The organism is Methylobacterium aquaticum (assembly GCF_001043915.1).
GTDB lineage: Bacteria > Pseudomonadota > Alphaproteobacteria > Rhizobiales > Beijerinckiaceae > Methylobacterium > Methylobacterium aquaticum.
The window spans coordinates 23,676-34,904 of the sequence record NZ_LABX01000064.1 but is presented as its reverse complement, the minus strand read 5'-3'; the positions used below and the strand labels follow the sequence as shown (position 1 = coordinate 34,904).

The 11,229-nt window shown below is 62.4% G+C and carries 11 protein-coding genes; 5 read left to right on the top strand and 6 right to left on the bottom strand.

The genetic code is table 11. The features are described 5' to 3' along the window. The first annotated feature begins 16 nt into the window (after positions 1-16). The 5 genes from VP06_RS37095 to VP06_RS36135 all read left to right on the top strand — a co-directional run bounded on the left by VP06_RS37095 (position 17) and on the right by VP06_RS36135 (position 4,555). The gene (locus VP06_RS37095; protein WP_053081614.1) at positions 17-628 is read left to right on the top strand and encodes a TPM domain-containing protein; all 612 of its coding nucleotides are present in this window, start codon (positions 17-19) and stop codon (positions 626-628) included. A 91-nt stretch (positions 629-719) separates the two neighbouring features. Continuing rightward, positions 720-1,079, top strand: a complete 360-nt coding sequence (locus VP06_RS09025; RefSeq protein ID WP_048463451.1) for a nuclear transport factor 2 family protein — start codon at positions 720-722, stop codon at positions 1,077-1,079. 19 nt (positions 1,080-1,098) lie between these two features. After that, positions 1,099-1,926, top strand: a complete 828-nt coding sequence (locus tag VP06_RS09020) for a helix-turn-helix domain-containing protein (protein ID WP_048463457.1) — start codon at positions 1,099-1,101, stop codon at positions 1,924-1,926. Continuing rightward, positions 1,923-2,267 (top strand): DUF1330 domain-containing protein, encoded by a 345-nt coding sequence (locus VP06_RS09015; protein ID WP_245291110.1) that lies wholly within the window; start codon positions 1,923-1,925, stop codon positions 2,265-2,267. The genes VP06_RS09020 and VP06_RS09015 overlap by 4 nt, the downstream gene beginning before the upstream one ends. A gap of 830 nt (positions 2,268-3,097) precedes the next feature. After that, complete coding sequence (locus VP06_RS36135; protein ID WP_156295512.1) at positions 3,098-4,555, top strand: hypothetical protein; 1,458 nt, start codon at positions 3,098-3,100, stop codon at positions 4,553-4,555. A 176-nt stretch (positions 4,556-4,731) separates the two neighbouring features. Here VP06_RS36135 and VP06_RS09010 read toward each other — a convergent pair whose 3' ends face one another. Genes VP06_RS09010 through VP06_RS08985 form a run of 6 tightly spaced genes read right to left on the bottom strand, consistent with a single transcriptional unit; the run spans position 4,732 to position 11,127 of the window. Next, on the bottom strand, positions 4,732-5,100 hold the full coding sequence (locus tag VP06_RS09010) for a tyrosine-type recombinase/integrase (protein ID WP_082167284.1): 369 nt from the start codon (positions 5,098-5,100) through the stop codon (positions 4,732-4,734). A gap of 55 nt (positions 5,101-5,155) precedes the next feature. Beyond that, entirely contained in the window at positions 5,156-6,973 is a 1,818-nt protein-coding gene (locus VP06_RS09005) for an ABC transporter ATP-binding protein (RefSeq protein ID WP_048463448.1), read from the bottom strand. Between the two features lie 7 nt (positions 6,974-6,980). Beyond that, positions 6,981-7,850, bottom strand: coding sequence for an ABC transporter permease (locus VP06_RS09000; RefSeq protein WP_048463456.1), 870 nt, complete (start codon positions 7,848-7,850; stop codon positions 6,981-6,983). Positions 7,851-7,882: 32 nt separating this feature from the next. Next, a complete protein-coding gene (locus tag VP06_RS08995) occupies positions 7,883-8,824 on the bottom strand; it encodes an ABC transporter permease (protein WP_048463447.1) in 942 nt (313 codons plus the stop codon). A gap of 55 nt (positions 8,825-8,879) precedes the next feature. Further along, a complete protein-coding gene (locus VP06_RS08990; protein ID WP_048463446.1) occupies positions 8,880-9,725 on the bottom strand; it encodes a polysaccharide deacetylase family protein in 846 nt (281 codons plus the stop codon). Positions 9,726-9,735: 10 nt separating this feature from the next. Beyond that, positions 9,736-11,127, bottom strand: coding sequence for an amidase (locus VP06_RS08985; protein WP_048463445.1), 1,392 nt, complete (start codon positions 11,125-11,127; stop codon positions 9,736-9,738). Positions 11,128-11,229: the final 102 nt, after the last annotated feature.

Genomic DNA, 11,229 nt, shown 5'->3' with positions numbered 1-11,229 from the left:
CAAGCCGACAACGACCCTGAGCGAGGCGGAGCGCGCCCGCATCGCCGCGGCGATCACTGCTGCCGAGCGCGGCACGGCTGGCGAGATCGTCGTGATGGTGGCGGCCCGCTCCGGCGCCTATCGCAGCCTGCCGCCGGCTTTGGCGCTGGCGGGCGCCCTCCTGGTGCCTTGGCCGCTGATCCTCCTCACCGGGCTCTCCGCCGGCCGGATCTTCCTGGTCCAGCTCGTCGTCGCCCTGGCGCTGCTGCTGAGCCTCGCGGCGGCCCCCTCCCTCGCCCGGCTGCCCCGGGCCCTGCCCCGCATCCTTCGCCGCGCCCGCGCCCGGGCCGCCGCCCAGCACGAGTTCCGCGCCCGCGGCCTCGCCCGCACACGCGGCCGCACCGGCGTGCTGATCTACGTCGCCCTGGCCGAGCGCTACGCCGACGTGGTGACCGATCGCGGGGTCGGCACCGCGCCTGACGCCTGGCGGCCGGTCCTCGACGACCTCGTGGCGGCGCTGCGCCGCGACGCCCTGGCGGAGGGTCTGGTGCGGGCGGTGGCGAGCGCCGGGGCGATCCTGGCCGAGGCCGCCCCGCCCCAGCCCGGCGACGCCGACGAGCTGCCGAACCGGGTGATCGTGACCGAGTAGGCGCGGCCGCCGATGACCTGCGAGGTCATCGACGGGCGCCCGTTCCCCCGTCCATTCTCCTCCTGTCCCCACCTGGAGGAAGGACGCTCCGATGACCGACCCCGCCGCCCTCGCCGCCCGCTACCTCGCGACCTGGAACGAGACCGACCCGGCCCGCCGCCGCGCCCTCCTCGCCGAAACCTTCATCGAGGGCGCACGCTACCGCGACCCGCTGATGGCCGGCGAGGGCCATGACGGGCTCGACGCCCTGATCGGCGCCGTGCAGGCCCGCTTTCCCGGCCTGCGCTTCCGCCTCGCCGGCCGGCCCGACGGCTATGGCGACCGCCTGCGCTTCTCCTGGTTGCTCGCACCCGAGGGCGGCGAGGGCGTGGTCGAGGGCACCGACTTCGCCACCCTGGAGAACGGCCGCCTCGCCGAGGTGACCGGCTTCCTCGACCGGGTGCCAGCCTGACGGGCGGGAGCGCCCCGTGATCCCGCGCGCCGCAGGCCCGCCGGGCGACATCCTGCGGGCCTGGCGCCGGCGCCGGCACCTGAGCCAGCTCGCCCTGGCGCTGGAGGCGGAGATCTCCCAGCGCCACCTGAGCTGTCTCGAAAGCGGCCGCGCCCGGCCGAGCCGGGCGATGCTGCTCCACCTCGCCGAGCGCTTGGGGATCCCCCTGCGCGAGCGCAACGCCCTGCTGCTCGCCGCCGGCTACGCCCCGGTCTTCGCCGAGCGCGCCCTCGACGATCCAGCCCTCGCCCTGGCCCGCCGGGCGGTGGCGCGGATCCTCGACGGCCACGCCCCCTACCCGGCCCTCGCGGTCGACCGCCACTGGACCCTGCTCGCCGCCAATGCCGCCGTCGCCCCGCTCCTCGACGGAATCGAGGCCGCCCTCCTCGCCCCGCCGGTGAACGTGCTGCGCCTGAGCCTGCATCCCGGCGGCCTGGCGCCGCGCATCCTCAACCTGGGCGAATGGCGCGCCCATCTCCTCGACCGCCTGCGCCAGCAGGTCACGGCGAGCGGCGACCCCGTCCTCGCCCGGCTCCTGGACGAACTCGCCGCCTACCCCGCGCCCGCCGGCTCGGATGGTTCGGGCGACGGCGCCGGGGTGGCGGTCCCCCTCGTCCTCGCCGTCCCGGCGGGCCGCCTGTCGTTCCTGTCCACCACCACGGTGTTCGGCACGCCCGTCGACATCACCCTGGCGGAACTCGCCGTCGAGGCGTTCTTCCCCGCCGATCCCGAGACCGCCGCCCTGCTCCACCGCCTCGCCCCGCGGCGCCGTCTGGCGGAGACGGAACCAGGAGAGACCGACCCATGAGAGACGCAGCCATGACGCTCCCCGCCTACGCCGTCGCCCATCTGCGCCAGGTCGCCCTCGGCCCCGCGATCGCCACCTATCTCGCGCGTATCGACGCCACCCTGGCGCCGTTCGGCGGCCGTTTCCTCATCCACGGCGCCCGCCCCGAGCCGCTCGAAGGCGATGTGTCCGGTGACCTCGTCGTCATCGCCTTCCCGGACCGCGCCCGGGCCCGCGCCTGGTACGAGTCTCCCGCCTATCAGGCGATCCTTTCCTTGCGCACGGCCCATTCCGACGGCGTCGTCGTCCTGATCGACGGCGTCCCCGCCGACCACCGCGCCACCGACATCCTCGCCGGCTAACGGCACCGGCAGGAAGGGGCTTGCGCCGGAGCGAGCGCAGCGCTGATACCCCGCTCGCCCTCTCGCGGCGTCGGAGCGTAGCGCAGCCCGGTTAGCGCACTAGTCTGGGGGACATGATTGCAGTCCCGCCAAGTGCTTGCTCCATAAGCCAATTTCTCCATTAATTATCAGTTCCGTGGTGATTTCGTGGTACTAGCTGTCACGGCTCGCCCTAGCGCCTAATCCACACCTCCCTCGCGCTAAAGACTGCCGAGGATGCAGGCCATGTGAAAGTGCATGCCGGCCACACTGCCATGGACATTCTTTCACGATCGACGGATTGAAGCTGCGTCAACGGCGCAATTGTAGCATCGATCGTGCAAGTATCATTGGGTAAGAAGCCGGATTTTAGATCGGCATACACGCCGTTGTCTCCTGCTTGCTGTTATAAATAGAGACACAGATCTTCCGTTTTCCATATTTTGGGGCGAATCTTCGGTAGATTTCTGAAAATAACATACATTTTTCTTGCTTTTGGCCATGCTCTGCGCAATGTCAGAAATGCGTTATCATAGCATATAATGCTATTTGAGATGATTTGGCAAAAATTTACAATAGGCTGTGCTGCAATTTCGCAGCCGATCTACCTTAAAATCCAAGCTAGATGTGAAATAAATATGAACATCATTTTATGCAATATATAGAGACCAATCCGGATATTGGCATCTAAGCCTTAAGCACGAAATCGTATCCATATCACCTCTGGAAGAGCAGGCCGAGCAGCTTACTTTTAAGGCGAGACAATCGGCTGAGTTTGATTAAGATGCTTCGGTTGGCTTCGAGCTTTGATCATGAGACGACTTTCCTCCAGGGTGGCGCGCGGGTTGACATCCGATCAGCCGAGAGAGGGCCTTCGATCAAGGATGAGTCGTATTGGCAAGAGATTTTTAGTACAAGTGTACGGCAAGGAGGGGGCGGAGCAGATAACATCGCGGCGCGTGACACTCCTATCGTTCATCGCTCCTATAATGGGCGCGGCTGCAGATTTTGGTGCGGTGTTTGGGAATGCAACGGAATGGCTGCTGGCTACGAGTTCTGCGTTTTTTATAATCCTGATACTTCCCGCGCTGTTCAAATGGAAGCATTGCGAGCGGTGCGCTCTTCCCTGTGTCGTAGCATTCGTTTTTGCACTTGTGTTTGGCTTTTTCTATGTTGGCCAGCAGATATCCGATCAATTCGTTCCCGACGAGTCTCATAGAGGCGTGCTCAAGAACATCAATGCGATTAAAAATCTGCAGGAAGATATGGTGTCGAACCTCTCCGCCAAGATACAATCTGTCGAGAAGCGTATCTTAAACCTTCCGGAAGAAATGATGCCGGTCCTCAATCGTCACGCACAGCAGTTAGAAGTTCAACGTCTAATAAAAGAACAAATACAAAAATCTGAAAGATTATCGAATATATTTAGCGAAGCAGCCTGGTCGAGATCGGCTCCAGATATTTCTCGCATTCTTGAGAGCAGCCCATCCATAGATCGGCATGATAATGAAACGTATACTTACGAGTATGATGCTAAGGGCATGCAGATGGCGTTGCGAACCGATAGAATGGGCCGCATAGAAGAAGTGGTCGCCACATTAAATGCTCTGCCCGTACCATCGAAAGAAGGAGAGCAAAACATAATTACAAAACTAGAAAGTTCTGACATCGCCGTAGAAGAGTCGTCTCCTTCGATCGAAGTGGAAATCAAACTTCCTAATTTCGCCTACCTCGTCAGTTGGTTTAATCGAATTCCTCAGCATAAAGACATGAAAGGCTTCTTAGGAGCCTTTGAAACAGCCAATGCGGCGGGCCCAAAAATATGGGGTAAGGCCACTATCGGCGATGTTCTGGGAGATGGTGCTGACGCAGATTTTAGAAAAGGCTCGTGCAAGCTTTATATAAATGTCGCAAACGGCACGTGCGCGACAGGTTTTGGGGTTCTTTGCGAAAAGAGTGAACCTGAACCTGGATACTATAGCGGTTCATTCGTGCTTGAAGAAAACAGTTGTTCCGAGCCGCCGAAATTTGGCCAAGCAAATAAAGACGCGGAGGACTATTTCAAATCTAATGGACCGAAAAACCCTAAAGATACTAATATATTTTTCGCTGGCATGTCTACATCTTCTTCAGAAAAATTCTGGATGTCGAAAGTTGGACGCGAGTGGCAGGCAAATTTGTATAATAAATTTTACAAAAATATATTAATTAGTAGAATTACTCTTACTGAGCCAAAAATTTTTCAAAATTCGAATATAAAAAAGCAATAGCGAAACATGAAATAACCATTATTCGTGTCTACATGAGCATATTAATATCGATTTAGATTGTATTATGATATCTTGTGCATAGACGCACGCTTTCGCACCAGCGGCGCACCATCCCACACGCTGTGGCAATTCGTAAAATCGCGCCATTAATTATACAACTTGAGGGCATCGATACACTAACCGGCATCTCGTCGTTTCGCCGGCGGGGTCTTCTCTTTCCGCTCAAGGTCCTGAAGCTCGGCCTTGGCCGCCTCCGCCCGCTCCGCCGCCGCCTGCATCGCGGCCATCACGTCCTCGTCGGACACGTGGGCGTACTTGGTCGTGGTGGCGATGTTCTCGTGCCGAAGAAGCCGCTGGACGGTTTTCAGGTTGCCGCCCGCCCGCAGCACCCGGGTCGCGGCCGTGTGCCGGTTGTCGTGGAACCGGAAGTTCTCGATCTGGGCCGCAGGCAGGATCCGGCGGAACGCCGTTTTCAGCCCCTCCCGAGTGATCGGGCGCCGCTCGCCCGTCACGTTCTGCCGCCAGAGCCAAGCTCGCGCCGCCATCGATTTGCGTAGGAAGGCTGAACTAAGGAGGGAACATGATTGCGCCGTCGTATTTTTACTCGTCGCTGCAAGCTTGCACTAAGTGACCCGGAGAAATTTTGCGGTAAACACGCGGTGGTGGGACGTAATCAACACCTCGAATCGGGCTCTTGATCTGATCGTCGGCTACCGTGCGTGGTGCTAGGCGCCGGGCCGGATCGGGAACCGGCACTGCTGCCAGGAGCCGCTTCGTGTAGGGGTGCTGAGGGTTGCCGAATACCGCGGCGCGTGGTCCGATCTCCACGATCTCGCCTAGATACATCACCGCCACGCGATGACTCACTCGCTCGACGACCGCCATGTCGTGGGAGATGAAGAGATAGGCGAGCCCCAACTCCTGCTGCAAGTCGAGCAGGAGATTCACGACCTGCGCCTTGACCGAGACGTCTAGCGCGGAGACGGATTCGTCGGCGACGATCACCCTCGGGCGGACGCCGAGGGCGCGAGCGATGCAGATCCGCTGACGTTGGCCACCTGAGAATTCATGCGGATAGCGCCCGGCCATTTCGGGTGCGAGCCCGACTCGGACCAGCAGGTCGCCGGCACGCCGGTGCGCATCATCGGGGGAGGCGAGCTTGTTGACGATCATCGGTTCCGCGATAGCGGCTCCGATCTTCATCCGTGGATCGAGACTCGCGAACGGGTCTTGGAAGATCATCTGCATCTTCTGGCGACGCGCCCGCATCGCGCGGCGTGGGAGCTGCGTCAGCTCCTCTCCGTCGAGCAGCACGGAGCCGGATGTCGGGTTAGTCAGCCGGAGGATCGACCGACCCGTCGTCGACTTGCCGCAACCGGATTCGCCAACGAGGGACAGCGTCTCTCCGGGCCGGAGGTCGAACGACACGTTCTCGACCGCATGAACACGCCCGGTGACACGCGACAACAGACCGCCGCGGACGTCGAACCGCGTGGTAAGAGCCTTGACCTCAAGGATCGGACGCTCCGCAGCCACCGTCTCGGGAAAGGGCGCCGGATCCGTTGCCGGACCCGTGTCCCGGTCGACGCTTCGAAAGCGAGCCGGCCCTTGGGTGCCGGTCATGGAGCCAAGACGAGGAACCGCCGACAGCAACGAACGCGTGTATGGATGTTTGGGACAGGCAAAGATGGCTTCGGTCGGGCCCTCCTCTACGGCGTGGCCCGTCTTCATCACGACCATGCGGTCCGCGATCTCCGCGACCACACCCATGTCGTGCGTGATGAACAGCACAGACATGTGCTCGTCCCGCTGCAGCTCCTTGATCAACTCGAGGATCTGAGCTTGGATGGTGACGTCGAGCGCCGTCGTTGGCTCGTCCGCGATCAGGAGTTTCGGCTGACAGGCGAGCGCCATCGCGATCATCACCCGCTGCCGCATCCCTCCCGAAAAGCGGTGCGGGTAGTCGTGGAAGCGCGATGCGGCGGAGGGGATCCGCACCTTGTCTAGCAGGCGGACTACCTCCGCTTCGGCCGCTCGGCGCGCCAGACCTCGATGCAGGATTAGAGCCTCGGCGATCTGGAACCCGATGCTCAACACCGGATTGAGGCTGGTCATCGGCTCTTGAAAGATCATCGCGACATCGCCGCCGCGGATCTGCCTCATCTGCCGTTCGGGACGCGCGAGCAACGACTCGCCATCGAGCAGGATCTCGCCTCCAATACGACTAGATCTCTTCGGCGCGAGCCGCATCACGGACAGCGCCGTAACGGACTTCCCCGAACCTGACTCGCCGACCACGGCGAGCGTCTCCTGTCGACCGATAGTGAAGGAGACATCCTTCACCACGCGGGTCCATCCGCTGTTCGACCTAAAATCGACGGTGAGGTTTTTCACCGCGAGGACGGGCATATCGCTCATCGGGACCTCACCGGACGACGCGCCGCGGATCGAGAGCGTCTCGCAACCCGTCGCCGACAAGGTTCACTGCGAGCACCGTCACTGACAAAAAGAGCCCGGGAAAGAAGACGATGTAGGGCTTGACCTGCCACAGCGCCCGCCCGTCAGCCATGATGTTACCCCAGGACGGAATGATTGGGGGCGTGCCCGCGCCGATGAAGGACAGGATGGCCTCAGTAATCATCGCGGAGGCGCAGATGTATGTTGCTTGCACGGTCAGAGGGGCGAGAGCGTTCGGCAAAATATGCTTCCAGACAATGCGCAAGGTGCCGGAACCTCCGGCCACGGCCGCGTCGATGTAGGGCTGCTCGCGCAGGCTGAGTACGACGCTGCGGACCAGCCGCGACACCCGCGGGATCTCAGCGATCGTGATCGCGACAACGACGTTCACGACCGAACCACGCGTCAGTGCCATCAGCGCGACAGCCAAAAGAATCGGTGGGATCGACATCACTCCGTCCATGATCCGCATGACGCAGGAATCGGTCCAGCGAACGAACCCCGAGACGAGACCGATCGCCAGGCCGATGGCCGAGGCGAAGATTGCCGCGGCGAACCCAACGAGGAGCGATATCTGCGCGCCATAGACCACTCGCGAGTAAACGTCCCGCCCCAGCATGTCGGTGCCGAACCAGTGCTGAGCCGATGGTGGGCGTGTCCGCTGGGCTGGTGCGAGCGCCGTCGGATCGATGGTTCCAAGCCATGGGGCCAGGACTGCCATAGCCAAGACGAGAAGCAGGAGTGCGGCTCCCAACGCAGCTGTCGGATGTCGTCGCAGCACGTGCCGGACAGATTGGGCTTGAGACTCCCCGGCGGGCGGTGGATCGAGCGTCCTCATTGACGCCATGGAGCTGGATGCGGGCCCGGCACTCAATAGCGGATCCTCGGATCGACCAGCACGTAGACGAGATCTACGGCGAGGTTCACGAGGACGTAGGTGAGACTGAACACGAGAACCACGCCTTGAATGACCGGATAGTCACGGCGGAGGATGGCATCAACGGTCAGCCTGCCGAGACCCGGGATGACGAAGACGCTCTCGGTCACGACGGCTCCGCCGATGAGCAGGGCGATGCCAAGACCGATCACGGTCACGATCGGCACGGCGGCATTCTTAAGCGCATGCACGAAGAGGATCTTTCTTTCATTCTGTCCTTTCGCTCGGGCCGTCGTGATATAATCCTGGGTTAGAACCTCCAGCATCGTGGCCCTCGTCACCCGCGCGATCAGCGCGATGTAGATCAAGCCCAGCGACAAAGCGGGCAGTAACAAATGCCTGAGCCATGGCCAGAGACCGTCTGCCACCGGCGCATAGCCTTGGACTGGAAGGATCTCTAATTCCAATGCGAAAACATAAGCGAGCAGATACCCGATCACGAAAATCGGCACCGAGAAGCCGAGCACTGCCAAGGCCATCACTGTCCGATCAACCCACGAGCCGGCAGTCCAGGCGGCGAGCACCCCCATCGGAACCGCGACGGCGATAGCGAGGAGCAACGTCACCGCCATCAACGACAAAGTCGGCTCGACGCGCTGGGCGATCAGTCGCGTCACAGGCAGTGAGGTGAAGATCGACGTTCCCAAGTCGCCGCGCAGGATATTCCATGTCCATTCCCCGAAGCGGAACAGGAACGGCCGATCCAGTCCAAGACTTTGGCGGATGCGCTCAATATCCGCCGGCGTTGCCTGATCGCCAGCGATTAAGGCGGCGGGATCGCCGGGCGCGATGTAGAGCAGCGAGAACACGAACAGCGCGACGACCGCCATTACGGGGATCGTCGCCAACGTCCGGCGGAGGATGAAGGGCAGCATGGCTATCGCTTCCGGGCGGGTTCGTACCAGCGAAGATTGCGCGAACAAAGCTGGCTCAGGCTGGCCTCTCGGGGATCTTGGCAGGCGTGAAGGCGGGCTCGTGAGCCGCGAACCATTCCGCGACATCCCCGCAGTGGCAGAATCGGACGTTCGGGAAGCGGCGGACGTGGGCGATGAAGTCTCGCAGGAGCTGAAGGCGTGAAGGCCGTCCGATGACTTGCGGGTGCATGACGAGGTTGAACGTCCCACCCCAAGCGTAGATTGCGTCGAACTCGTCCGTCCAAATCTTGAGGATGTGATCGTTCGGGAAGATCGCACGCGGATTTTTGATGCTGAACAGGGCGTAGGGCGCGTCGTCGAGACTCCAGGCCCAAGGCAGTTCGACGACGCCTGGCGATCCGTTGCGCAGCGTCATGCGATAGGGCTGGACATCGTCAAGCATCGAGCTGTCGTAGAGGAATTCCCTCGCCTTCAGCAGTTCGGCCACATGTCGGCTCACTTCACCTGCAGGCGAGCGATAGCCTCTGGGCCTGACACCAACGGTAGCCTGGAGCGCCTCGAGCCCCTTGTCGAGCGCCTCGATCTCCCGCGCGGGTTCGGACGGGTCGATCCATTCGTGCAGATAGCCGTGGTGCCCGATCTCGTGGCCGGCCCGCAGAATCGCCTCAACCTTGTCGGTATGGAACTCGGCCACCCAGCCCGGGACGAAGAAGGTGCCAGGAAGGCCTTCCTCTTCAAGCAGCGACAGGATTCGGGGTACGCCGATCTTCGCGCCGTAGGTACCCTGGGACAGGACTCCGGGCCGGTCCCAGTTAGCCGGATCACGGCTGGTCCACAACGTCTCGGCATCGAAATCGAAAGTGAGCATTACGACGCAGCGTGCGCCATCCATCCAGGGCATGGTCGTCTCCTCAGACAGAACGGGCTCGGATATGTCCGGTGATCCAGTTCGCGATACCGGCAAGGCGGTCGTCGGTGTGCGGCTGGCCGATCACCTGCACGCCGACCGGCAAGCCGCGGATGGCCAGGAGCGGCATCGTGATCGCCGGCGAGCCAAGTACCGAGGTTGCGGCGTTGAAGGCCGGAGAGCCCGTCGTGTGGCTGACGCCAGAATCGATCCCGTCGTTGTCCTTGCGCGGCGCCGGACCGGTCGAGGACAGACTGATCAGTGCTTCGCCAAGCCCCGCGATCGCCGCAAAGGCGCGCCGCGCGGTCTCCCGCTTGGCCAGTACAAGGCGATAATCGTCGATTGTCATCGCGCGCGACAGCGCGAGGCGCGACATCATGCTGTCGCTGAGACCGCCACCGAATTGCGCCACGAGGTTTTCAAGCGTCCAGCGCAGCTCATAGGCGCAGACGTCGCGGCAGATCTCGAGGCTCTCCGCAATCGCGTCCTCGAACGCCGCGAGCAACGGGTTCTCCTCGGGGAGCACGACGTCGACGCCCGCGCCGCGGAGGTCGTCGAGGATCGCCTCGAAACCTTTTAAGGTCGCCCCATCCGTCTGGGGCCATCCCTGCGCCTTCATGACGATGAGGCGCGTCGGCTTGACCGGTGCGTGGAGGTCCATGGCACCGAACAGCCCGGGGTGGCCGGGATCGCCACCCGAGCGCTTTGCGATCTCGATCGCCACCCGCCACATGTCGGCGAGGCTGCCGGCATGGACGCCAAGATGGCTTTGGCTGAAGGAGAGGCGCTCACCCCGGTGCAACGCGCCGTAGGTTGGCTTGATGGCGTAGTTCGCACAAAAGCCGGCGGGCCGGATGACTGAGCCGACGACCTGCGTGCCAATGGTGGCCGGCACCATGGCGGCTCCCACGGCGGCAGCGGACCCGCTGGATGACCCGCCAGGCGTGTGCTCGGCGTTGAACGGGTTGGTCGTCGGACCCGGATGCGACATGCCGAGCTCGGTCGTGACCGTCTTGCCGAGCACCACGGCGCCGGCCGCCCGCAGAGCCTGAATGCAGGCGCTGTCCTGCTTGGGAAAGTTCTGCTCGAAGAGGGGCGAGCCCATCTTCGTCGGCATGTCGGCGGTCATCAGGAGATCCTTGATGCCGATCGGCATGCCGTCGATCCCCGAGAGCGGCCGCCCGGCGCGATAGCGCTCGCCCGCAGCGTCCGCGGCCGCTCGAGCGCCCTCGGGATTGAGCGTCACGAAGGCCCGCACGACCGGCTCCCGCTGCGCGATCGTCTCGAGACACCGCTCGAGATAGGCGCGCGGCGTGTCCTCTCCGGAGAGAAAGCGCGGGACCGCATCGTGGAAGGTCAGCGCGCGATATCCGGACGGATCATAGGGCTGCTGCATGACAGAGGGATCCGGCTAAGAAGCAAACTTCTTGCGTATTGCATTGCGATGCGTTCGCATCTCACTTAGCCTAGGTGGCGGCGTGGTGCCGCGTCAACCTGC